The sequence below is a fragment of the Dialister pneumosintes genome, assembly GCF_001717505.1.
Classification (GTDB): domain Bacteria; phylum Bacillota; class Negativicutes; order Veillonellales; family Dialisteraceae; genus Allisonella; species Allisonella pneumosinta.
Genome location: NZ_CP017037.1, coordinates 1,135,001 through 1,157,555 on the forward strand (window position 1 = coordinate 1,135,001; position 22,555 = coordinate 1,157,555).

General features: G+C 37.1%; 21 protein-coding genes and 2 tRNA genes. 10 read left to right on the forward strand and 13 right to left on the reverse strand.

What is annotated here, in order from left to right; all coding sequences use genetic code 11:
• Positions 1 to 41: 41 nt before the first annotated feature.
• The 8 genes from BCB69_RS05580 to BCB69_RS05615 all read right to left on the reverse strand — a co-directional run bounded on the left by BCB69_RS05580 (position 42) and on the right by BCB69_RS05615 (position 8,079).
• Complete coding sequence (locus BCB69_RS05580; protein WP_022513559.1) at positions 42 to 1,295, reverse strand: dicarboxylate/amino acid:cation symporter; 1,254 nt, start codon at positions 1,293 to 1,295, stop codon at positions 42 to 44.
• A gap of 438 nt (positions 1,296 to 1,733) precedes the next feature.
• Positions 1,734 to 3,350, reverse strand: coding sequence for a CTP synthase (locus BCB69_RS06370; RefSeq protein ID WP_022513558.1), 1,617 nt, complete (start codon positions 3,348 to 3,350; stop codon positions 1,734 to 1,736).
• Positions 3,351 to 3,359: 9 nt separating this feature from the next.
• Entirely contained in the window at positions 3,360 to 5,024 is a 1,665-nt protein-coding gene (gene argS, locus BCB69_RS06375; protein WP_069177256.1) for an arginine--tRNA ligase, read from the reverse strand.
• Positions 4,990 to 5,463, reverse strand: coding sequence for a YwiB family protein (locus BCB69_RS05595; RefSeq protein WP_022513556.1), 474 nt, complete (start codon positions 5,461 to 5,463; stop codon positions 4,990 to 4,992). Before BCB69_RS05595 ends, argS begins: the two co-directional genes overlap by 35 nt.
• Positions 5,464 to 5,579: 116 nt before the next feature.
• Complete coding sequence (locus BCB69_RS05600) at positions 5,580 to 6,743, reverse strand: hypothetical protein (protein ID WP_069177435.1); 1,164 nt, start codon at positions 6,741 to 6,743, stop codon at positions 5,580 to 5,582.
• A gap of 129 nt (positions 6,744 to 6,872) precedes the next feature.
• Positions 6,873 to 7,802 carry a LysR family transcriptional regulator gene (locus BCB69_RS05605; RefSeq protein ID WP_069177257.1) on the reverse strand — a complete coding sequence of 310 codons (930 nt, stop codon included), beginning with the start codon at positions 7,800 to 7,802 and terminating at the stop codon, positions 6,873 to 6,875.
• Positions 7,803 to 7,887: 85 nt separating this feature from the next.
• Positions 7,888 to 7,962, reverse strand: a tRNA-Gln gene (locus BCB69_RS05610).
• Between the two features lie 41 nt (positions 7,963 to 8,003).
• A tRNA-His gene (locus BCB69_RS05615) sits at positions 8,004 to 8,079 on the reverse strand.
• Between the two features lie 149 nt (positions 8,080 to 8,228).
• Here BCB69_RS05615 and BCB69_RS05620 point away from each other — a divergent pair.
• The 7 genes from BCB69_RS05620 (at position 8,229) to BCB69_RS06330 (ending at position 13,569) form a co-directional block, all read left to right on the forward strand.
• On the forward strand, positions 8,229 to 9,797 hold the full coding sequence (locus BCB69_RS05620; RefSeq protein WP_069177258.1) for a ClC family H(+)/Cl(-) exchange transporter: 1,569 nt from the start codon (positions 8,229 to 8,231) through the stop codon (positions 9,795 to 9,797).
• An 11-nt stretch (positions 9,798 to 9,808) separates the two neighbouring features.
• Complete coding sequence (locus BCB69_RS05625; protein WP_069177259.1) at positions 9,809 to 10,435, forward strand: cyclodeaminase/cyclohydrolase family protein; 627 nt, start codon at positions 9,809 to 9,811, stop codon at positions 10,433 to 10,435.
• A gap of 358 nt (positions 10,436 to 10,793) precedes the next feature.
• Positions 10,794 to 11,876: a 3-dehydroquinate synthase family protein gene (locus BCB69_RS05630; RefSeq protein WP_069177260.1), complete on the forward strand. Its 1,083-nt coding sequence runs from the start codon at positions 10,794 to 10,796 to the stop codon at positions 11,874 to 11,876.
• Positions 11,877 to 12,202: 326 nt separating this feature from the next.
• A complete protein-coding gene (locus BCB69_RS06315) occupies positions 12,203 to 12,493 on the forward strand; it encodes an S-layer homology domain-containing protein (protein WP_083990030.1) in 291 nt (96 codons plus the stop codon).
• The gene (locus BCB69_RS06320) at positions 12,451 to 12,867 is read left to right on the forward strand and encodes a hypothetical protein (RefSeq protein ID WP_159049977.1); all 417 of its coding nucleotides are present in this window, start codon (positions 12,451 to 12,453) and stop codon (positions 12,865 to 12,867) included. Before BCB69_RS06315 ends, BCB69_RS06320 begins: the two co-directional genes overlap by 43 nt.
• 27 nt (positions 12,868 to 12,894) lie before the next feature.
• Positions 12,895 to 13,146: a hypothetical protein gene (locus tag BCB69_RS06325; protein ID WP_083990032.1), complete on the forward strand. Its 252-nt coding sequence runs from the start codon at positions 12,895 to 12,897 to the stop codon at positions 13,144 to 13,146.
• A gap of 72 nt (positions 13,147 to 13,218) precedes the next feature.
• The gene (locus BCB69_RS06330; RefSeq protein ID WP_083990033.1) at positions 13,219 to 13,569 is read left to right on the forward strand and encodes a hypothetical protein; all 351 of its coding nucleotides are present in this window, start codon (positions 13,219 to 13,221) and stop codon (positions 13,567 to 13,569) included.
• A gap of 153 nt (positions 13,570 to 13,722) precedes the next feature.
• Here BCB69_RS06330 and BCB69_RS05640 read toward each other — a convergent pair whose 3' ends face one another.
• The 4 genes from BCB69_RS05640 to BCB69_RS05655 are packed head-to-tail and all read right to left on the reverse strand — an operon-like array spanning position 13,723 to position 17,010.
• Positions 13,723 to 14,433: an energy transducer TonB gene (locus tag BCB69_RS05640; RefSeq protein WP_069177261.1), complete on the reverse strand. Its 711-nt coding sequence runs from the start codon at positions 14,431 to 14,433 to the stop codon at positions 13,723 to 13,725.
• Positions 14,430 to 15,257 carry a metal ABC transporter permease gene (locus BCB69_RS05645; RefSeq protein WP_069177262.1) on the reverse strand — a complete coding sequence of 276 codons (828 nt, stop codon included), beginning with the start codon at positions 15,255 to 15,257 and terminating at the stop codon, positions 14,430 to 14,432. The genes BCB69_RS05640 and BCB69_RS05645 overlap by 4 nt, the downstream gene beginning before the upstream one ends.
• Positions 15,254 to 15,964: a metal ABC transporter ATP-binding protein gene (locus tag BCB69_RS05650; protein ID WP_069177263.1), complete on the reverse strand. Its 711-nt coding sequence runs from the start codon at positions 15,962 to 15,964 to the stop codon at positions 15,254 to 15,256. Before BCB69_RS05650 ends, BCB69_RS05645 begins: the two co-directional genes overlap by 4 nt.
• Positions 15,964 to 17,010: a metal ABC transporter substrate-binding protein gene (locus tag BCB69_RS05655; RefSeq protein ID WP_069177264.1), complete on the reverse strand. Its 1,047-nt coding sequence runs from the start codon at positions 17,008 to 17,010 to the stop codon at positions 15,964 to 15,966. Before BCB69_RS05655 ends, BCB69_RS05650 begins: the two co-directional genes overlap by 1 nt.
• Positions 17,011 to 17,314: 304 nt before the next feature.
• Here BCB69_RS05655 and BCB69_RS05660 point away from each other — a divergent pair, with 304 nt between their 5' ends.
• Both BCB69_RS05660 and BCB69_RS05665 read left to right on the forward strand, forming a co-directional pair.
• Positions 17,315 to 18,868, forward strand: coding sequence for a YadA C-terminal domain-containing protein (locus BCB69_RS05660; RefSeq protein WP_069177265.1), 1,554 nt, complete (start codon positions 17,315 to 17,317; stop codon positions 18,866 to 18,868).
• A 283-nt stretch (positions 18,869 to 19,151) separates the two neighbouring features.
• A complete protein-coding gene (locus BCB69_RS05665; RefSeq protein WP_069177266.1) occupies positions 19,152 to 20,333 on the forward strand; it encodes a YadA C-terminal domain-containing protein in 1,182 nt (393 codons plus the stop codon).
• Positions 20,334 to 20,460: 127 nt separating this feature from the next.
• Here BCB69_RS05665 and BCB69_RS05670 read toward each other — a convergent pair whose 3' ends face one another.
• On the reverse strand, positions 20,461 to 20,748 hold the full coding sequence (locus tag BCB69_RS05670) for a hypothetical protein (protein WP_022513542.1): 288 nt from the start codon (positions 20,746 to 20,748) through the stop codon (positions 20,461 to 20,463).
• 376 nt (positions 20,749 to 21,124) lie between these two features.
• Here BCB69_RS05670 and BCB69_RS05675 point away from each other — a divergent pair, with 376 nt between their 5' ends.
• Entirely contained in the window at positions 21,125 to 22,543 is a 1,419-nt protein-coding gene (locus BCB69_RS05675) for a carbon starvation CstA family protein (protein WP_069177267.1), read from the forward strand.
• Positions 22,544 to 22,555: the final 12 nt, after the last annotated feature.

The following is a 22,555-nucleotide window of genomic DNA, read 5'->3' on the forward strand; positions in this document are numbered from 1 at the left end:
ATACAAAAAAGAGTGCTTACTTAGCAAACACTCTTTTTCTTTTACTTAATAATGCTATTCATTTCTTTTTCTTCTTGCATTTTTTCAATGAGTTCTTTATCGCTACTCTTTTCTGAATGATCAACAGCTACAGCCACTGCAGCATCACCTGTTATATTCAAGGTTGTACGGAACATATCCAATACACGGTCGATGCCTGCTACAAGAGCAATACCTTCTAAAGGTAAATTAGCAGACTGAAGAACCATAGCAAGCATGATAAGTCCGCCGCCGGGAACTCCTGCTGTACCAATAGATGCTAAAGTACCGGTAAACATAATCATAATCATCTGATTCATAGTAAGCGGAACGCCATACACATTCGCTACGAACAAAGCACACACACCCATATAAACGGCAGTACCGTCCATATTAATGGTTGCCCCTAAAGGAAGAACGAAAGATACTACTTCTTTCTTTACTTTAAGTTTTTCAATCAAGTTCTTCATGTTAACCGGAAGTGTACCGGCAGAAGAACAAGTCGTAAATGCAATCATCATAGCTTCAGACATTGCTTTATAGAAGCGAGCAGGATTCATTTTGCCTAAAAATGCAATAATAGGAGTATATACTACTAATCCATGTGCAATAGAGCCAAGTGCAGCTGCAATAATAACAGACAAGAGAGGAAGAAGTACTTTCGGACCATTAGTAACTACTACCGGAACTAATAAACAAAATACGCCAATAGGAGAAAGACGCATAATCATGCCGATAATCTTGTAACATACTTCTGCAAAAGCATCAAACAGGTTAGTAAGGAACATCCCCTTCTTACCACCTACGGCAATAATACCGGAACCAATGAAAATAGAAAACACAATCAATGGCAAAATTTCCGCTTTAGCCATAGATGCAATCGGATTAGCAGGAATCATGCTTACCAAAACTTGCATAAATGTTGGAGCCGCTTTAATTTCAGGAGCTGTTGCTGCTCCCATATCCAAGCCTACACCCGGTTGAATTAAGAACGCAGATGCAAACCCGAGTAAAATAGCTACTGCGGTAGTTCCCATATAGATAAAGAAAGTCTTTGCACCGATGCGTCCTAATTTCTTTAAATCTCCCAAACCGGTCATACCGGTAACAAGAGATGAAAAAATAACAGGAACAATCATCATCTTAATTAAGTTAATAAATATAGTTCCTACAGGTGCAATCCACTGCTTTACCCAAGGAGCAGAATCCGGTCCTAATGTTAAACCTACTACCACGGATAAAATCAGTGATATAAAAATCTGAATAGAAAGGCCCATACCATTTCCTCCTACAACTAAAAATTATTTATGTATATTATAAACTCATACATCTACATTTGCAACCATGTTTTGACGAATTAACGTATACACTAACCAGTAAGTTTCGATGAATATAACACTAATAGATATATGAATGCATGATATTACAGAATCACTTTTTATTTTCAACTATTCATTTCTTTAGTAATTTCGCTTATTCTATATTTTATTTTCATTATTTTTAGTGTATAAATATACAATATTTAAATATATTTATTCTTATCAATAAGCTTCTTCTATTAATATTTTGCATGAGATTTTCCCGTTTTATAACTTTTTATTTTTAGAGTAAAATGCTGCATCACAAATTTTAAAGATAATAACCAGCATATGTATTGTATAAAATATGATAAAAACATAGCAAAAAAATGCAGGCTATAATCCTGCATTTTTATCCTATTTCTTTACAATTGCCTGTACAAATCCTTGGAATAAAGGATGTGGTCGAGTCGGTCTGGATTTAAATTCCGGATGTGCCTGTGTTGCCGCAAAGTAGGGATGATTTTGTAGCTCAATCATTTCTACCAAACGATTATCCGGACTGGTCCCGGAAATAATAAGACCTTGTGATTCCATTTGAGGACGCAGTTCATTATTCACTTCATATCTATGGCGATGACGTTCATATACAATTTCTTGATTACCATATAAACGACGAGCCATAGTTCCCTCTTTAAGCTTGCAAGGATACTGTCCTAAACGCATAGTACCGCCCTTTTCAGTCACATCTTCCTGATCTTCCATAAGATCAATAACCGGATAAGGGGTAGCATCATTAAATTCCTTAGAATGAGCTTCTTTCATACCACATACATGTCTTGCAAATTCAATAACGGCACATTGCATCCCCAAGCATAAACCTAAGAACGGAATGTTATTTTCACGCACATAACGAATAGCGGCAATCTTGCCTTCTACACCACGTGAACCGAATCCACCCGGAATAACTACGCCTTGCACATCTCCAAATACTTCGTTCAAATTGCAACCGGGTGATTCCAAATCTTCCGAGTCAATCCATTTAATCTTGACCTGTACGCCTGCTTCATAACCAGCATGATACAAAGATTCTACCACGGATAAATACGCATCATGTAAAGCTACATACTTTCCAACTAAAGCAACCTTAATCTCTCTATCGGATGCATTGGTTTCACGAATGCGGTCAACCATAACTGTCCATTCTTTCATATCACAGAAACGATCTTCCAATCCTAATTTCTGCATCACGATACGATCCAGTCCTTCTTCTTGTAACAAAAGAGGCACTTCATAAATAGTACTACAGGTCGCATTGTTAATAACTGCGTTGGAATCTACATCGCAGAAAAGTGCAATTTTTTTCTTCATATCATCGCTGACAATCTTTTCTGTACGACATACAATGATGTCCGGTTGAATACCTATGGAACGGAGTTCCTTAACACTATGCTGTGTAGGTTTCGTTTTTAGTTCGCCTGCTGCATGAATGTAAGGAATTAAAGTAACATGAATATAGAGTACGTCATTACGATTAGGTACGTCTTTCTTTACCTGACGAATGGCTTCTAAAAAAGGAAGAGACTCAATATCTCCGACTGTTCCTCCAATCTCCGTAATGACAATATCGGCATTATCATTACGACCTACACGAAGAACACGTTCTTTAATTTCATTAGTAATATGCGGAATAACCTGAATGGTAGAGCCAAGGTATTCGCCTTTTCTTTCCTTATTAATTACAGATTGATAAATTTTACCGGTAGTAACATTGGAACCTTTAGATAAATTTACATCGATAAAACGTTCATAATGTCCCAAATCTAAATCGGTTTCTGCTCCATCATCGGTAACAAATACTTCCCCGTGCTGATAAGGACTCATCGTACCCGGATCAATATTGATATATGGATCAAACTTCTGAATAGTTACTTTATATCCACGATTTTTTAAAAGACGTCCTAAGGAAGCAGCGGTAATTCCCTTTCCAAGAGAAGAAACTACACCGCCTGTTACGAAGATATACTTTGTCATGAATCCTCCTTACATATGATCAGGTGCAGAAACACCCAGAATGCCTAATGCATGAACAAGAACAATTTGTACCGCACGAATTAAACCGAGTCGTGCTTCTGTAACTTTTGATTCTACACCTAAAATACGGCACTTCTTATAGAAATGATGGAATAAAGTAGCCAATTCAAAAGCATACTTGGCAATACGCTGTGGCGCTTGTTCACCAGCAGCTGCCGCAAGAAGTCCATGATAAGCTTCCATCTTTTTAATTAATTCTATTTCACATTCTTCTTTAAGAACGGTAAAATCGGTATTCTGCCAATCTCCCAATGCAATCTTAGCATCTTTAGCTTGGTTATATAAGCTATGAATACGTGCATTTGCATATTGAATATAGTAAACCGGATTATCATTAGAACGCTTCTTAGCTAGGTCAATATCAAATTCCATCTGACTGTCCAAAGTACGACTACAGAAGAAATAACGAGCCACATCTACGCCTACTTCATCCATAAGTTCTCTCATCGTTATCGCCGTACCGGTACGCTTACTCATCTTGACAGGCTGTCCGTCACGAAGAAGAGTTACCATTTGCAAGAGCAATACATTGAACTTATCCGGATCAAAGCCTTGTAATTTCATCGCTGTTTTTAAACGAGCAATATATCCGTGATGGTCTGCCCCCCAAATATCCAGTAATTCGGTAGCACCACGCTGGAATTTATCTTTATGATAGGCAATATCAGAACAGAAATAAGTCGGAACTCCATTAGAGCGAATAACTACACGGTCTTTGTCATCGCCTTCTTTAGTTGTTGCCATCCACCATGCACCATCTTTTTCATAGATAGCACCGGATTCTTTAAGTGGTTCTAATGCAGCATCTACCTTAGTCGGATACAAAGATTTTTCACTGTACCAAGTATCAAATGTTACATTAAAATCTGTTAAATCTTTCTTAATAGCATTTAACTTTTCAACTAAAGCAATATCTTTGAATACGGCTAAACGTTCTTCTTCGCTCATATCCAAATACTTCTTACCGTCACGATCTAAAATAGCTTGTGCGGTTTCTACGATATCTACACCATGGTAACCGTCTTCCGGAAATTCCACTTCAAACCCGCAAAGCTGCATATAGCGAGCATTTACAGATTTTGCCAAATTATCTATCTGATTGCCTGCATCATTGATATAATACTCGGAAGCTACCGGACGACCTGCCGCACGTAATAAATTAACTAAAGCACTTCCCCATGCAGCACCACGAGCATGTCCGATATGAAGCGGCCCGGTCGGGTTGGCAGATACATATTCAATGTTAATAAGCCCTTCATCACTCTTCGGCAAATTGCCGTAAGAGTCACCGGTTTCTAAAATATGCCGAAGTTCACTATACACTAAATCGGAAGTAAGATAGAAGTTAATAAATCCGGCACCTGCAATTTCCACATGGTCGATAAGATTGGATTTTATATATTTAACCAATACATCTGCAATCATTCTCGGTGCACAATGTGCTGTTTTTGCCCATTGCATAGCTGCATTGGTAGAATAATCACCAAATTTTTTATCCTTTGGTATTTCTAAACGATGTACCGAAGCATATGTACCTTCCGGTAATTCACCTGCTGCTACAGCAGCATTCTTAGCTTCTTCAATGATTAATTGCAGTTGTTCCCTGATTTCCATGAAAATCGGACTCCTCTCTTACATCGATAATAATTTCATTGACATGCTCAAATAAACCATCTACTGAAATATCATAGACCATGCGTAAAACACCTATGCCGTTATTCCACGATATATCCAGCTCTCTTGTAATTACTTTCATTCCTAAAATACCCATCGGAGTATTATAATCGGAATGCGTTTCTACTCCCACTTTATACTCTTGTCGTTGAAGAAAAGTTCCCGATCGTTCTAAAATAACTCGGTTCTCTTCTATATGAACTGTCGTTGTAGTTCCTTCCAATCCGACTAATTCAGTTTCCCGGTAGGAAATATAGGGAGTTTCTTCTCTTATCCCTGATACCCCCAATGTTTCCAAAGATAACGTTTCTTCTTCTCCGGTTGCATCACGAATAACAGTATCTACACGGATTCGAACACGCTTTTCTTTTTCTTCCATGTCACGCCTCTCTTCCGCACAAAATCATACACTACATTATAACATATCAATAAGCATTTTTGTGGCTTATTACCTATAAATAATCCTAACTTTTATTCTTCTAATGAAAATAAAAATTATTTCCCTAATAATCTTTCCAACCAACTTTTTTTCTTCACTTTGGGAGAATAAACTTTCTTTTTAACTTCTTTTTTTCCTCTTGAACTTATTTTTCCGCTTGTAAACGGAGCTGTCGAAACACTCGATATACGCATCACAGGAGGTACTGTCGGTTGAATATTTCGTTTTAATTGTAAAGGCTTCTGTCTTTCTAACTCTTTTTGCTTTTCCTTAAAAGTTAAAGGTGTAAAATGACTAACTTGAAAATGATAAGCACGTGAATCCGGATCGGGCGTATTAGCATGTACAATGTATCCCGTTCGGTCAAAATCATTTCCCTGTAAACGTTCCATTAAAATTTTAAAAATAATTTGTGGTGAAAAATAAGAAAAAGGTAAGCGTGGACCATATCGTGCGATAGAAGATAGAAAATCCCCTTTTAATTCACTGTCAGATAATTGTAACGTCCTTCGCAATTGATCCATCAATAGAATAATTCCTTTTTGTGTAGGAAATAACTCTTCATAAGAAACTAAATGATTTCTATTCCCCATACCGGACATATCTAATAAAAACACAAGATACAGCATCGTTAATGCTTGTCGTGCATTCTCATCACGCACGTAAAAATTAGCCATCGTAAAGTATAAATTACGAAGTCTCGTCCATTCACCGCTCATATTTAATATATCTACTTTTTGTAAAAAAGCACGCAACAAAATATTTTTAGCAGAACAAGGCGCACCACGAGAAACAAGTGTACGCTGTGCTTCACCGATTTCCCCCTCGGTCAATCCGTAATTACCTCTTGCATTTAAAATGTACGCCATATGCCCTGTCATTTCCCGCTTTCCGCGAGCAGTTGCTATATATAACTTAGGAACGGCATACTCATAAGCATTTTCCGGAATATTTTCAATCACACGTCGTACCAATTCGACATGCGAACCTTTAGAGTCATATCCATGATGAGCTAAAAAATCAGCCAACGCTTGATCAGGAAGCATATTAACGGTTTCTTGCGGTTTCGTTTGCCGAATCCAACCTGCCTCTAAAAGGAGTTGCAATCTCTGATTTGTATTGCCGCCCAACACTTTCTCCTGATAAGAGGGAACTTTGGTATGCAAAGGTTTCCCATCTAAATAGTCAAGAAGAAGAATGTCCCGTATTGGTAATCCCATATTTCCATCCCTCAACATAGTACATACTTTCTTTCCAGTTTCATAAAATAAACACACTCTTTTTCAATATATAATAAAAGAAGTAAAAAGAAAAGAAAACTTCTTCTCATTCTACTTCTATATTCCCCTTTATTTTGTGTTTTTTTTAGATACCAAACCAGCATGATATCTCTCTTTAAGATGAAATAAAAAGCGTTCTGTCAATGCGGATGGAGCAGTATTTTTACAAGTGATTGCACCTAAAGTCATATATTCTTCTGTTTTTAAAGGAATGGAACTGATTTCCGCTCCGCTAAAATCATCGCTCATAATCCCCGAAGAAATCGTATATCCATCAAGACCGATCATCAAATTAAAAATAGTTCCCCGGTCCGTTACCGTAATATTTCTATCACTTTCTTCCGTACTATGAACCTCTTCTGTAAAATAGAATGAATTATTAATTCCTTGGTCGTATACAAGACGAGGATATTCACGAAGCTCCTCCAGCGTAATCATCTGCCTGCAAGCAAGAGGATGACTCTTTCTTAAAAACACATGTGGTTTAACAGTAAATAACGGAGTAAACTCTAAATCATTATCATATAAAATTCGTTTTAATACATCATGATTAAAAGAACTTTCATATAAAATTCCTAAATTACTTTTTTGAAGATGCACATCACTAATTACTTCTGAAGTTTTTACTTCTCGTAAATAATAATCATAGTAATTTACATTTTCCTCTTTAATCATGGCTATAAAAGCAGCTACAACAATTGCATAATGTTGTGAGGAAATCGAAAAGGTATGATGCATTTTTTCGCTTTCTTTATACCGATGTTCCAACAAATCCGCCTGTTCAACAACTTGTCGTGCATAAGATAAAAAGCGAATACCTTCTTCTGAAAGAACTACACCACGATTTGTTCTTCTGAAAATAGTAATTCCCATTTCTTTTTCCAGCTCATTAACCGATTTGGATAAACTGGGTTGCGTGATAAACAGCTCTTGTGCCGCTGTAGATATCGATCCGAAACGTACAATTTCAATCACATATCGAAGTTGATTCAGTGTCATAACACGCCTCCTCAAAATCACTACTTTTATATAGCAAAAGACCTCCCATCGGGAGGTCTTTTTACATACTTTTGTATGTTTATATTGGCAGGGGTAGGCAGAATCGAACTGCCGCATAACGGAGTCAAAGTCCGTTGCCTTACCACTTGGCTATACCCCCATACCTAAATCCATCTTCTTTACATACGGATGTAAAAAAAATGGGGCGAGTGGTGGGGCTCGAACCCACGAGTAACGGAGCCACAATCCGCCGTGTTAACCACTTCACCACACCCGCCATATATCATAAAGCATGGGCTATATGACAAAAATTATTTTAACATGCTCTTTTGAGGCTGTCAACGGTTTATTTCTGTTATTTTGTAATTACATTCCTACTTATATTATAATAATAATGCATGACTATTTATAGGTAAGGAGACTCTTATGAAGAGAATACATCAATTATCTAAAACCTTACAAGCACTTATTGCTTGGGATGCATTTAAACTTCGTCTGTTTTTTGAGGGCATTCTTGTAGGATTCGTAGTAGGGTTGATTATTGGTTCTTTTGTATGGGTATTACATCAAGCTTCTGTTATTAGACAGTTTATTTATCAAAGCTATATTACACCTGCTTTATTTGCAGGAAATTGGCTTCCTTTTATAGGCTGGATTGTTTTTGCATTACTGCTATCTCTCATTATTTATCGTCTATGTATTTATGAAACGATGGCAATGGGTGGAGGTATTCCCCAAGTAAAAGGTGAATTACTCGGTATTTTTCACATGAAATGGCTTTCCGTTCTCTATGTAAAGTTTATCGGTGTCGTTTTAGGTATACTGGGAGGACTTTCTATCGGTCGGGAAGCACCTTCTGTACAAATCGGTGCCGCTGCCGCTAAAGGAATCAGTCGCCTTTTCGGTCGCTTTCCATTAGAAGAAAAATATCTGATTACCAGCGGTTCCAGTGCCGGACTTGCTGCCGCATTCAGTGCTCCACTTGCCGGTACCGTATTTGCATTAGAAGAAATGAATCAAAGCTTTTCCAGTGCAGTTCTGCTCCCCTCTATGGCGGCTGCCGTCACTGCGACAATGGTCACTCGTTACATTTTCGGAGAAAGTGCTTTATTTATTTTTCCCACCATGCCCGACTCTACCATAGCACTTATCATTCCTATTATTTTAGTAGGTGCTATTTGTGGTCCATTCGGTGTGTTATATAACTACGGCTTAACGCATGTCGGACTCTTCTATAAAAAGATTTCCCTCCATGGTGTATGGCCACGTTTATTTTTTGCTTTAGTAATCGGTGCATTTGTTTGCCTTTGGCTTCCGGAAATTACAGAAGGTGGCGATGACCTTGTCAATTCTATAGTAGCTAATCGCCCGGGTCTTCTTTTTCTAATACTTCTTTTTATAGGTAAATATATTTTTACCATTCTTTCTACCGGAAGCGGTATTCCCGGCGGATTTCTTGTTCCGATGTTTGCACTGGGAGGACTTCTCGGAGCGATTCAATCTTCTATATTTATTTCCGTAGGCATTCTGGATCCCATATTCAGCAACAATATTGTTACCGCAGCCATGGCAGCTTTTGTAACAGCAAGTATGCGTTCTCCTATTACATCTGTACTTCTTATTCTTGAGTTAACCGGAGATTTTTCTCATTTAACAACCCTTGTTTTAGCATCTGCTATCGCTTATGTAACCAGTGCATTGGTAGGAGGTAAACCTATTTATGGGGAACTCCTTTCTAAAGCCCTTTCTAAACACCCTAAAACTACTAAAAAAGCACGAACACTCATTGAAGTCCCTGTAGGTCCCGGCTCCTATTTAGAAAACAAACAAATTAAAGAAATCGCATGGCCGACTTGTTCCACTGTTGTTGAAATAAAAAATGGAGAACATACTCTGATACCCACAGCGGATGTACGGCTTTCGACCGGTATGATACTCTATGTATTAACACTCCCAAGCAATTCCCCTCAACTACTAAAAATGGGGCAAAGTTAATGAGGTATAATATGACAACTACTATATGGCATAAAAAAACAATAGAAGAGTATCTAACCGCTTTAGGCAGTAAAAGTGAAACTCCTGCCGGTGGTGTGCAAGCAGCTTTTATCGGTGCACAAGCCTGTGCTATGGCATGTATGAGCGTACAATTTACATTATCCAACAAAAAGTATAATGACCTACATCCTAAAGCTGCTCTTTGGTTGGAAACATTACAATTGGCACAAAGTACCATGCTGGATTTAATGCAGAAGGACAGTCGTTGCTTTACTAAAGCTATGGAAATCTGGCGACTTCCCAAAGAAACCGAAAATAGAAAAGAAAAAATGCAAGAAGGCTTCCGGTTGGCATTGCATGCACCTAAGCTCATGGTACAAACAATGATTAACATGTATCCAATTTTTAAAGAAATTATCTTAGAAGGAAACGTGAATCTGGTAAGCGATTCTCTCATCGCAGGTGAATGTGCGGTAACGGCAACTATCAGTGCTCTTTTAAATGTAAAAATAAATACAATATATATAAGTGATAACTGCGAAAAAGAAAAGTTACAAGCAGCTATTATCGATTGGGAAAAGCAAGCAGAGCAATTCTCTATATTCTTAAAAAAACAAAGAGAAACTCGTTTTCGATAAAGTCATAAAAAAACTTCTTATAACCTATCCAATAAAAAATAATTACCATTTTATTTCTTTATTTTGTATTTTTAAAACTCTATATCTTTTCTGAAATACAATTAGAAGTTATAATAATGATATATGTTGATATAAAAAATCTGTATTGATTACAAAAAGAAAGAAGGGGAATAATCATGGAGCCGGGTCAGGAATATAAATCTTATTGTGTACATGCGGCAAAATGGATTTCCCAAATCACGAGAAAAGAGGCGGAGCCTCCCTCGTATTTCATCCATCGAGTCGCTTCCATACCTGCAAAATTTAGAGGGCATTAGCAATCGTTAATTACATTGATTCGATAGAAAGGATGATGCACATGGCAAATATTCATGTTAATTTAGATTTAGATTCTTACGATATACTCATTGAACGTGGTCTGATTCATAAAGTCGGTCCCATGATAAAAGAACTTACCGATGCAGATAAAGTGGTTGTCATTACAGAAGATTCTGTAGGTAAGCAATACGCAGCTAAACTCAATAAAACATTACATGCTGCTAAAAACTTAAGTATCCGTTTCATTACCGTACCAGAAGGGGAAGCTTGCAAAACTCTTCGTGTATTAAGTGCTGTATATGAAGCTATTGCTAACTTCGGACTTGACCGTGGCGATGCCATCATCGGATTTGGCGGCGGTGCGGTAGGTAATATGGCAGGGTTTGCTGCAGCTACCTATCTAGGCGGTATCCAGTATATTCATATTCCGACATCACTTACTGCACAACTAGGTACTGCTATTGGGGGTAATGTAAGTATTGATATGCCGGGCAGTAAGAATTTGGTAAGCAGTATTGCACAACCACGCGGTATTTTTATCGACCCGGATTTACTCTCTACACTTCCAAAAGCAGAATTCCACAAAGGACTCGCAGAAGCTGTAAAGATTGCATGCATTCAAGATAAAGATCTCTTTACCATTTTTGAACAAGCTAAAAATGACGTAGATTTAAGGAAACGACTTCCTGAAATTATTGAACGTTGTTGCCGTATTAAAGCACGTTATTCTGAAAAAGATGAATTTGCAGAAGGTTCTCGTATGCTTCTCGACTTCGGCAATACCATTGCACATGCTATTGAAGGATATAACCGTTATGACGGCACATATAATCATGGCGAAGCCTTAGCTATCGGTATGTATCTCATTACTCGTCAAGCAGAAAAATTAGGACTTACACAAAAAGGATGTGCCGAACGTATAAAGTATGTTCTTCAATTCTTAGAACTTCCGATTCAAACTGATATTTCTGCAGCAGACCTCATGCTTTATATGACTAACGACATGAAAATTTGGGGCAATATGATTCGACTAGTCTTATTGAAAACGATTGGACAAGCCTATCTCCATCCGGTACCGCTCAAAGAATTAGACAAACACATCATAACTGAAATAGATGCATAAAAATTAAAACCAGTTCCACTAAAAACGAACTGGTTTTTTTTATTCCTTAAAGGCAATTTTTTTTTCAAAAACAATACTTACTCCTATAAATTTTATATATTAATATTAAAATCCATGTTAATAAATTTTTTATTATTAAAAATAAGGTATTAACATTATCTTGAATTTGCTTGACATTCGCAAATTAAGACAGTACAATTCAACTGTCTTAATTTAGTAATGACTCGCATTTTCGTTTATCCAAAAGGAAACAAGGATACTTGCGGATAAGAAACGGTCATATAAATTCGAATTTTATTTTCATATTATAAAAAGGAGACAAGAACATGAAAAAGATTCTTGCAATCGCTGCTGTAGCAGCTTTGACCGCAGGCGTATCCGCATACGCAGCAAATCCATTCTCTGATGTATCCACAAGCGATTGGGCATATCAGGCAGTAAGTGAATTATCCGAACAGGGAATCGTAGAAGGTATGGTTCATGAACATCATCATGAGGAGGATGCACATGAGGAACATGCAAGGGAGAAAGAAACATCACCCGTTATGAGTTGGCACAGATCATTGCTAGACTCATGGCAAATGAAGATCAATACAATGCAGAACAGAGAGCTATGATTGATCAGCTCGCAAGCGAATATGCTGATGAACTTAACAACCTCGGTGTACGTGTAGGCAACCTCGAATCCAAGGTAGGCAACATTTCCTGGTCCGGCGATGCTCGTATGCATTTCCAGCATGTAAACTGGGGGGATCAATACACAGGTCGTATTCGCTTAAATGCGAAGGCACAGGTAAATGATCATATTTTTGTAGAAGGTCGTTTGGGTCACGAAACGGACTTTAAAGATTCCAGCAAAGACTCCGGACTGGTACCAAACAGCACCGGTGTATCTATGGATAGACTCCATGCAGTATGGATGCCAACCGATAAATTCTCTGTTGACCTCGGTCGTACCGGTGTAGAACTCGATCAGAGCGGTGTATTCTAGGATGAAGATGCTATATTTGACGGTGTAGTGGTATCTGCAGGTTCTGAAAAAGCAGGTGTTTCTGCAGGTTATGGTCGTTTCAAATCTGTTGAGTTCTTAGATGCACAATACAAAGACCAGGCAAGCCGTGAAGCATGGTTCGGTAGAGGTTATGCAACCGTAGGTGCTTTAGATGTATCCGCTTTCTACGTAGGATATTTACAGAATCACAATACCGATACAGCAAAGAACTTCTTGGAGCAACCTGAAGTAAAAGCAGATGAGAAAGCAGATGTATGAGGATTTGGTGCTTCCGTTGACTTAGGTCACAACTTAAAGTTAGATGGAGATTATGTACAGACTTTGTACAAGATGTCTTATAATGGCAAAAAACTCCTCAATAATCCAACCATGTGGACTTTAGGCTTGACCTATGGTGAAGTAGATACTGACATGCCGGGCTCTTATTCTTTCGGCATTCGCTATGTAGATGCAGACTATGTATCCAACATGCTTGGTGCTACAGGATTGGATCTCGAAGACCAGCTCCACTATTCTTATGAAGAAGGAACAGGTGTATCCTTCTGGGCTGCTCGTGCTGCTGTAGCTGTTCAAAAAAATGTAGAACTGGCTGCTTACTACAACTTCGGTGCTAAATCCGATGTGAAGGGCAAAGCAAATCCCAAAAACTCTTGGGGAATGGAACTTAACTACACATTCTAATCTCATCATAAAAGGACTCCGATCGGAGTCCTTTTTATATGCTTTACTAATGATTCTTCCTTGTAAAAATCACTTCAGAACAACATCTTTTTACTAAAAAATAATAAAAGGTAGGTATATTATATACCTACCTTTTATAACATATTTTTACTATTAATCAGTAATGGTTCCTTTGCCTTCTTTAGGCATTTTAATAACTTTAACCGCTTCCAGATGATAGAACGGTGCCGTCAAATGTTCGTTCAAGTGTACAATTCCTTTTCTGATGATACCATATACCTGAATCCAAGTTTGTGCTGATTTATAACCGGTAAAATCTTCATCTGAACGGAATTCAAAATCTACATATCCGCCTGTACAGTAAGGGCAGGTCGGACCATTTCTTCCAACGAAAGTATGTCCGCCAATCTCCAAATAATACCCTTCAATAAGCACGGTCTTATTTTGATACAATGCGGAATTCATATACCAGTCATTAATTTGTGTCATATATAATTTATCACCGACAGTGATATCTACATGATTATAGTCAAAAGATTCTCTATCGGAGCTAAAATCATAGTTAAACTCAAAATATGGATAATGCACCTTTCCGGATGCATCGACAACCGGTTCTGTTACCCATTGCACTTTAGGAATAGACTCCTGTGCATTTTCTGTACGGGAAACTGTTTCAGGTTGTGTCCCCTCTTTATTAACAGCTTGCTCTTTTTTTGCCTTTTCTTCTTGTACCGTTTGTCTGGTAATAATCGTATTTTCTGCTACAGGTTCTTCCTGCTCAGAATTTCCACAACCGGACAAACAAAAAGTACCGATTAATATACAGAGAGAGGAGAATACATATATCCAACTTTTTCGTTTCATGAAATCCATCCCTTTTCTTTTGTTTTTCTCATGGCAATTGCCAAAAAGAACATCACAATATCCGTCACGACAATACATGCTCCGGTCGGTACTGAATAGACATATGAAATCGTAATACCTGTGATAAAACAGAATACAGATAAAAAAGCAGATACGATAATGGTTGTTTTAAATCGATGACAAAGTTGCATCGCTGTAAGTGAGGGAAACACAATTAAACTGGAAATCAGTAGCGCTCCCATCATACGCATACCAAGCACAATGGTAATCGATGTCAAAAATGCAATCACTAAATTATACCGACGTGAAGGAACTCCGGTTGCTGTCGCAAAAGATTCATCAAAGGTTACTGCAAAAATACGGTTATAAAACCATACAAAGAGTACCATAACAAATAAACTAAGTCCTACTGATAAGTATACATCATCAGAAGTCATCGCAAGAATACTTCCGAACATATAATTACATACATCTGTATTCATACCGGTAGTAAGTGAAATTGTCATTACCCCGATAGCCAGTGAGCCACTGCATAAAAGAGCCGTTGCCGAATCCCCTTTAACACGAGAACTATCTTTTATTTGAAGCAAAAGAAAAGCTGCTACGATACAAGCAGGAATAGCAATCGTAAGAGGTTTTTGATGAAAAGCATAGGCAATAGCCAAAGCGGCAAATCCTACATGAGAAAGACCGTCACCAATCATGGAATATCGTTTCAGTACCAGACTAGTACCTAAAAGAGAAGCGCATAAAGAAACCAGTATCCCTACAATAAATGCTCGTACCATAAACGGATAGCTTATCATTTCTATAAAAAGACTCATAAGATAAAACCTCTTTCCGTTAACGGTACTCGATTCTCCTGAATATAATCCGCTTTTGTACCTACAAAAGAAGCTCTTCCTTTATCTAAATATAAAATATGAGAAGCTTCTTTAAGAACACCACGAATATCATGAGAGACCATGATTACAGTCATATGATACGTTTCTATACAACGTCGTAAAATCAGATACATTTCTTTAGTCATTTCCGGATCTAAACCGGTAACCGGTTCATCAAGAATCAGTAATCTACCAGCAGAACACAGCGCACGAGCTAAAAGAACTCGTTGCTGTTGTCCTCCGGATAAGTCACGATAACATCGATTTTTTAAATCAGAAATCCCTAAAAACTCCAATTTTTCCTGTGCATCTTCTTTATCTTTTTTTCTATAGAAAGGATAATAACCACAACGATTCAACCGTCCTGACAAAACAATTTCCCACACACTGACAGGAAAATCCCTTTGTACCGAAGTCTGCTGCGATAAATAGCCAATTTCATCGGCTTGTAAGCCTTCTCCCAGAATGACTTTTCCACCGGAAAGCTTTTCTAATTTTAATAGTCCTTTAATTAAAGTACTTTTTCCTGCACCATTTTCTCCGATAATTCCCCAATATTCTCCGGAATTCACAGAAAAACTGACATCAGAAAGTACCTTCTTACCTGCATAAGCGATAGAAAGACAATCACAAGAGAAAAGACTCATTAATTCAAGGCCTCCTTGAGCGCTTTGACATTTTCTTTCATAAGATCAATATAAGTAACGCCTTTTTCAAACTGCTCCGCTGTTACATTATGAATCGCATTAAGAAGCATATTCTTAGCTCCGGTTGCTTCTGCAATGGACTTGCTCATCTGCTCATTGGACATTTCAATATGGAATACCACCGGAATATTATCTGCTTTTACCTTATCAATCAAGAAAGCAACAGTAGCCGGATTGGAACCGGTATCCTTAGAGCATCCTGGGAATGCAGCATAGTAGCTTAAACCATATTCCTTAGCAAAATACAAGAACGGGAATCTGTCACCGACAATAATTTCCTTTCTCTTCGCATGATCAATTACATCGCGGAATTCCTTATCCAAATCTTGGAGTTCTTTTACATAGGTTTCTGTATTTTTCTTGAAATATTCTGCATCCGCTGCGTCTAAAGAAATAATATTATCACTCATAGCCTTTACAATGGCAATAGCATTGACCGGAGAAGTCCAAACATGTTCATCCATTTCATGTGCATGTTCGTGTTCATGGTGAGCATGTTCTTCATGTTCATGCTCATGATGTGCATCTTCTTCATGCGCATGTTCATGGTGTGCATGTTCCTCATGTGCATCCTCCTCATGATGATGTTCATGAACCATACCTTCTACGATTTCTTCTTCACGAAGAGATACCGCATCCATCATTTTGAAAGCTTTATGCTTATTCGTATCAATCGATTCCAATACATGTTCTACCCATTCATCGGCATCTCCACCGGTGTATACAAATAAATCACTGCTCTGAATCGCTTTGATATCCTCCGGAGTCGGTTCATAACTATGAGCCTCTGCACCCGGCTTAAGAAGCATGGTTACTTCCGCCTTATCACCGGCAATCTGCCTTGCAAAATCATAACCGGAAAAATTTGTACAAACGATTTTCAGTGCTTTATCACCGGAAGTCGTGGATGTACTCTGATTACCACAACCTGCCAAACCAACGGCACCTACACAACAAGCCGTAACTAATGCGATAAGTTTTTTCATTATTTCCTCCTATAATACCGCAACATATAAATCTAACAAAAGAACCCGTTAGAATCTATCTTTATTCTTTCCATTGTTTCTTTTGTATAACATATGCGAATTATTCGCATATGTTTATTATACCACATTCTTATATTGATAGCAGATAAACACTATATGAACACTTCTAGCATCTACTTTTATTAAAATTAATTATTAAGCGGTATATTGTTATATTATTTATCTTTTACTTATTTATAATTTTGTTATATATTATATAGGTAAACTAATGATTACTCATTTATTTTTTTCAGGAGGAATTTTTATGAGCAAACAAAATTTTAAAAAATCGGTATTCTTAACGATGGCAATCAGTGCATTTTTAATGGCTCCAATCAGCGGAGTTCATGCTACACCTACACTCGATGAACTAAATAATCGTCTAACTACTTTAGAGAATGATGTTAATCAGACACTTCCTACCATCGCAGGAAAAGCAAAACAAGTAGACTTAAATAACGAAATACAAGCTAGAACTGACAAAGATAATGAACTTGAAGGAAAAATAACAAATCTAACCAATAATAAATCTGATAAAACTTATGTAGATACAGAATTGGGTAAAAAAGTAAATGCTACTGATTTTAATCAGTTCAAGAATGATACGAATGCAACATTAACAGGACTTGCTCATGATAAAGCTGCTAAAGCATATGTAGATGATGAATTGGCTAAAAAAGCAAATACGGATGATGTTTACAAGAAAGCTGAAACTTATAACCAGACAGAAATCAACGACAAATTAAACAAAAAGGCTAACTCTGCTGATGTGTACAAAAAATCTGAAACTTATAGCAAGGATGAAGTAAACGCAGAATTAGCTAAGAAAGCAGATAAGACTACCGTAAACGCTTTAAAAAGCGATCTTGAAAATACAAAAGATAAATTAAGTGATGCCAGAACGGATATTAGATATTTAAAACAAAATAAAGCAGACAAAGTAGAAACAGAAAATGCGTTAAATACATTGACAACTCGAATCGCTACAGAAGAAACCAATCGTAAAGCGAATGAACGCATCTTACATAAAAATATCGATGAAGTAAACGCAGAATTAGCTAAGAAAGCAGATAAGACTACCGTAAACGCTTTAAAAAGCGATCTTGAAAATACAAAAGATAAATTAAGTGATGCCAGAACGGATATTAGATATTTAAAACAAAATAAAGCAGACAAAGTAGAAACAGAAAATGCGTTGAATACATTGACAACTCGAATCGCTACAGAAGAAACCAATCGTAAAGCGAATGAACGCATCTTACATAAAAATATCCAAGATGAAATTAGTGCTCGTGAATCAGCAGATCATGCATTGTCTGCACGAATCACTGCTGAAGAAACTGTACGTGCAGAAGCAGATGCTCGTCATGATAGAGAACTCCAAGCAGCTACCCAAAACGTTTCTGATTTACAAAAAGAAGTAAAGAATACTACGTCTATGACGGCTGCTTTAGCTGCTTTGAAGCCTCTTACATACAACCCAGAAGCTCCTATTCAGATTATGGCAGGTTACGGTAACTATCGTGGACAATCTGCTGCTGCGTTAGGTCTTGCATACTACAAGAATGAAAATAACTTACTCCACATGGGTGTATCCTATGCTGGCAATAAAGATGTAGCTGCTAACGCAGGTATCACATGGAGAGTAGGTAAAGGCGTATCCACTACCATGACTTCCGATTCAGAAGTTACCGCTGAATTAAAAGCATTACAGAAAGAAGTTCGTGCATGCAAAGATAGTGAAAAAGCACAAAAAGAAATTATCGAATCCATGCAAAAACAAATTGCAGAATTGACCCGTCAATTAGCTGCTAAATAATTATTCTCAATAAGTAGCATATAACGATAATAAAAACCTTCGGAAAATCCGGAGGTTTTTATTATGCTGTTATAAAACTTTATACTTTACATAACTTCGATACTTATTAACCCTTATATACTTAAATTATATAGATAATATCATATGTTTAGCTATTCCTAAATTTGTGTTAATAAATGCAAAAAAATCATAAATACACCTCTTTATATATCTAAAAAATATGATATACTTATATCCGGTTTTATTCATTTTTTGTGTTTTGTTTAATTTTTTGGAGGAATTTATGAATAAAAAATATATAAAAAAATCTGCATTTTTAGCAATGGCAATCAGTGCAGTTTTAATGGGTTCTACAACCAACGTTTATGCAGATAGCACAGAAGATCGTTTATCTAAAGTAGAAGCACTTGTAGAAACTAAAGCAGCACAAGGAGCTGTTGACAGCTTAGAACAAAGAAAAGCCAATAAAACTGATTTGGAAAACCTCAAAAATAAAGTAGAACAAAAAGCTGAAAAATGTGAGGTAGATGCTCTCAAAGAAAAGGTAGAAAAGAAGGCTGACAAGTCTTATGTTGATGACGAATTAAAGAAGAAAGCAGATAAGTCTCAGGTAGATGCTCTCGAACAAAAGGTAGAGAAAAAAGCTGACAAGACTTATGTTGATACTGAACTGAAAAAGAAAGCAGATAAGTCTTACGTTGATGACGAATTAAAGAAGAAAGCGGATAAGTCTCAGGTAAATGCTCTCGAACAAAAGGTAGAGAAAAAAGCTGACAAGACTTATGTTGATACTGAACTGAAAAAGAAAGCAGATAAGTCTTACGTTGATGACGAATTAAAGAAGAAAGCGGATAAGTCTCAGGTAAATGCTCTCGAACAAAAGGTAGAGAAAAAAGCTGACAAGACTTATGTTGATACTGAACTGAAAAAGAAAGCAAATAAGTCTTACGTTGATGACGAATTAAAGAAGAAATCGGATAAATCCGACTTAGAAAAAGAAACTAAAGAACGAAAAGAAGCCGATGCACAACTTGCAAGTAATGTAAATGAATTACAAGGCGAAATCAAATCTGTAGCTTCTATGTCTGCCGCTTTAGCCGCATTGAAACCATTAAACTATAATCCAAATGCACCACTTCAGATTATGACAGGTTATGGACATTATAGAGGCAAGTCTGCTACCGCTTTAGGGATTGCTTACTACAAGAATGAAAATAACTTATTCCATATGGGTGTATCTTATGCAGGAAACAAGAATGTGGCTGCTAATGCAGGTGTAATATGGAGTATCGGTTCCGGCGTATCTCGCTCTATGCATACTGACGCAGTAACCAATGCAGAATTAATGGCTCTTCAAAATAAAGTACATCAGTTTGAAGAAAGAGACCGGATGCAGCAGGAAATGATTGAGTCCATGCAGAAACAAATTGCAGAATTAACTGAAATGATGATGATGAATAAGTAATTCTATTACATAGAAAAAGAAGAGAATCTCAAGTATTCTCTTCTTTTTTATTATTATTTTAAATTTAAAATATTGTATTTATCTAAAAAGGCTGCATAGGATATTATTCCATGCAGCCTTTTTATACTTATTCCTCTTCCTTTTCTTCTTCTTTTTTCTTTTGCACCACTTTGTCAAGAACAAAGCCGCCTACCGTAAGGGATATACCAAATCCTAATAAGCCATAAGCAACACTGGAATAAAATATTTCTTTTTGATTATTTTCAGAAATAGCTTTTGCCGCTTCGTATGCATTGGTTGCAGTTCTTGCAATCTTCAAATTTTCTTCCTGTCTATTCGGATTCAGCTGTAATCCCACAATACCAAGTGCCAGGAAAATCACTCCTACTACTTTAAGCTTCATACTCTTATTCATTATTTTCTCCTTTAAACATTTTATATAATATGTTTAATCTATGTGACCCTTTTTATTCTAATGTATTTTAATATTTCAGTCTAGTACATCATAAATAATTTTTATTAAATTTCACAAAATGTTATCTATAGTAAACTAAAATTTTAAATAATAAATCGCTATAAAAGGTTGTTTAAAAAACAAAAAATGAGATTTTTAATAAGCTTTTTTTATTTTTAATGACTATTTGATATACCTATTCTCATTGACTGTATATATCCCCCTCATTAAAATATATATTTGGAAAATAGAATTACATATAAAGAAAATTTTTTATATGTAACATTCTTTAAACAAGGAGTATATTATTTATAGGTATTGAACAGGGAGGTCTTTCGTGATTACCTTTATTGCAGCATTGGCAATTTTAATTGTCGGTTTTTTCACGTATGGTAAGTTGGTAGATAAACTTTTTGGACCTACCGATAATCCTACACCGGCAACAATTCATAATGATGGAGTAGATTATATCCCTCTTCCGACTTGGAAAGTTTTCTTTATTCAATTATTGAATATCGCAGGTTTAGGTCCTATTTTCGGTGCTTTAGGTGGTGCTCTTTGGGGGCCTTGTGTTTACTTTTGGATTGTTTTCGGTACCATTTTTGCCGGCGGTGTACATGATTATCTTTCCGGAATGATGTCTGTACGTGAAGACGGACACAGCGTTTCTGAAATTGTAGGTCATCATATGGGTTCAACCATGCTCATGATTATGCGTGTATTCTCCGTTGTGCTTTTAATTTTAGTAGGTACGGTATTCATGACAGGCCCGGCTATGCTTTTAGCAAAACTTACAGCATTCCCGATTCTTCCTTGGTTGTTAGCGGTATTATTCTATTATTTTTTAGCAACTATGCTCCCTGTTGATAAAATTATTGCTCGTTTTTATCCGCTTTTCGGTGCCTGCTTACTTATTATGGCAATCGGAATTGCAGGCGGTATGTTAACGGGTGTCGGTGGACATGTCATGCCTGAAATGGCGCTTGCTAATCTCTATCCGGGACAAACACAACTTCCGATTTGGCCTTTAATGTTTATTACAGTAGCTTGTGGTGCGATTTCCGGATTCCATGCAACGCAATCTCCGATTATGTCTCGATGTTTAAAGGATGAACGTTTAGGGCGCCCCGTATTCTACGGTGCGATGGTGGCAGAAGGTATTATTTGCCTTATCTGGGCAGCTGCCGGCATTACATTCTTTGACGGTACAGAAGGACTCCAAGCAGCTCTTAAAGCGGGCGGTCCCGGTGGTGCTGTCTATGAAATTTGTACCGGTTTCATGGGACAGGGAATAGGTGCTATGTTAGCAATGCTCGGTGTTATCGCTTGCCCGATTACATCCGGTGATACTGCATTCCGTTCGGCACGTTTAACACTTGCAGACTGGTTCCATGTTGACCAGGTTGCTACTAAGAAACGTTTATTGTTTGCAATACCGCTTCTTGCAATCGGCGGTGTTCTTTCTCAGATGGATTTCAATGTCGTATGGCGTTACTTCTCTTGGACAAACCAAGTACTGGCGATGATCGTTCTTTGGACCAGTGCCGTATACCTTTATCAAAAATGCAAAGCAAAAAAAGCATGGCTCGTAGCATGTATTCCGGCAACTTTTATGTCCGTAGTAACTTCCACCTATATTTTACAAGCAAAAGAAGGATTCCAACTTCCTACAACCATTACCTACCCTGTAGGATTTGTGTTCGGTATTTGCTGTTTATTCCTTTTCTTAAGAGCAACCGTATTAAAAAAAGCATAAATAATATAAAAA

Coding starts and splice junctions, on each gene's coding strand:
- BCB69_RS05605 (WP_069177257.1), bottom strand. CDS start 7,802: ATGACACTGAATCAACTTCGATATGTGATTGAAATTGTACGTTTCGGA.
- BCB69_RS06370 (WP_022513558.1), bottom strand. CDS start 3,350: ATGACAAAGTATATCTTCGTAACAGGCGGTGTAGTTTCTTCTCTTGGA.
- BCB69_RS05580 (WP_022513559.1), bottom strand. CDS start 1,295: ATGGGCCTTTCTATTCAGATTTTTATATCACTGATTTTATCCGTGGTA.
- BCB69_RS06315 (WP_083990030.1), top strand. CDS start 12,203: ATGAAAAAGATTCTTGCAATCGCTGCTGTAGCAGCTTTGACCGCAGGC.
- argS (WP_069177256.1), bottom strand. CDS start 5,024: ATGGAAATCAGGGAACAACTGCAATTAATCATTGAAGAAGCTAAGAAT.
- BCB69_RS05665 (WP_069177266.1), top strand. CDS start 19,152: ATGAATAAAAAATATATAAAAAAATCTGCATTTTTAGCAATGGCAATC.
- BCB69_RS06330 (WP_083990033.1), top strand. CDS start 13,219: ATGTCTTATAATGGCAAAAAACTCCTCAATAATCCAACCATGTGGACT.
- BCB69_RS05655 (WP_069177264.1), bottom strand. CDS start 17,010: ATGAAAAAACTTATCGCATTAGTTACGGCTTGTTGTGTAGGTGCCGTT.
- BCB69_RS05650 (WP_069177263.1), bottom strand. CDS start 15,964: ATGAGTCTTTTCTCTTGTGATTGTCTTTCTATCGCTTATGCAGGTAAG.
- BCB69_RS05660 (WP_069177265.1), top strand. CDS start 17,315: ATGAGCAAACAAAATTTTAAAAAATCGGTATTCTTAACGATGGCAATC.
- BCB69_RS05625 (WP_069177259.1), top strand. CDS start 9,809: ATGACAACTACTATATGGCATAAAAAAACAATAGAAGAGTATCTAACC.
- BCB69_RS05640 (WP_069177261.1), bottom strand. CDS start 14,433: ATGAAACGAAAAAGTTGGATATATGTATTCTCCTCTCTCTGTATATTA.
- BCB69_RS05630 (WP_069177260.1), top strand. CDS start 10,794: ATGGCAAATATTCATGTTAATTTAGATTTAGATTCTTACGATATACTC.
- BCB69_RS05595 (WP_022513556.1), bottom strand. CDS start 5,463: ATGGAAGAAAAAGAAAAGCGTGTTCGAATCCGTGTAGATACTGTTATT.
- BCB69_RS06320 (WP_159049977.1), top strand. CDS start 12,451: ATGGCAAATGAAGATCAATACAATGCAGAACAGAGAGCTATGATTGAT.
- BCB69_RS05645 (WP_069177262.1), bottom strand. CDS start 15,257: ATGAGTCTTTTTATAGAAATGATAAGCTATCCGTTTATGGTACGAGCA.
- BCB69_RS05620 (WP_069177258.1), top strand. CDS start 8,229: ATGAAGAGAATACATCAATTATCTAAAACCTTACAAGCACTTATTGCT.
- BCB69_RS05670 (WP_022513542.1), bottom strand. CDS start 20,748: ATGAATAAGAGTATGAAGCTTAAAGTAGTAGGAGTGATTTTCCTGGCA.
- BCB69_RS05600 (WP_069177435.1), bottom strand. CDS start 6,743: ATGGGATTACCAATACGGGACATTCTTCTTCTTGACTATTTAGATGGG.